The 581-nt window shown below is 49.7% G+C and carries 1 protein-coding gene; it reads left to right on the top strand.

Annotated features, from left to right (window positions below):
* A partial coding sequence (locus tag GTA51_RS20415; protein ID WP_160964313.1) for a glycosyltransferase family protein occupies window positions 1–581 on the top strand: 581 nt, incomplete at both ends.

Genomic DNA, 581 nt, shown 5'->3' with positions numbered 1-581 from the left:
GGAAGTGGGGAGAATTTTCTTGAATCAACATTACGTTATTCGAAAAAATCTGGGGTTGACATTAGTCGAGTGCAGAGTTTCGATGCCAACCGAGATATGACGTGTCGCCTTGCATACTGCGTATTTGCCACGATTGCTTACAATTTTATTCACAAGAACAGCGCATTAAAGGCAGATCGCTTTGCCTTTACACTTTACCCGGGCGGTGGATTCCTCTTAAACGAAGCCTTATCGGACGAAAAACTCCGCAGCATTTTCGCCGATAATCGCTTTGCACGTGTCATCACCACCCAGGCGCCAACATACCGTTATTTAATCGAGAATGGACTATGTGATCCGGGTAAAATTAAGCACATCTACGGCGGAATTATCCCCTTCTGCTATGACAAGGACGGCCTGGACCGGGCGGTTGGGTCGCGGCGAGACGATCGCCGTCAGTTGAACATCTGTTTTATGGCACAGCGCTATTCACCCACCGGGATTGAGAAGGGCTATGACGTGTTCGCGGCCATCGTCCGGGCACTGGGGAACCGTCAAGATATCGCATTTCATGTGGTTGGCGGTTTCGATCGCGAGACGAT

Origin of the sequence: Solidesulfovibrio aerotolerans, assembly GCF_009856865.1 — a bacterium.
Classification (GTDB): Bacteria; Desulfobacterota; Desulfovibrionia; order Desulfovibrionales; family Desulfovibrionaceae; genus Solidesulfovibrio; species Solidesulfovibrio aerotolerans.
This window is presented reverse-complemented; position numbering and strand designations above follow the sequence as displayed.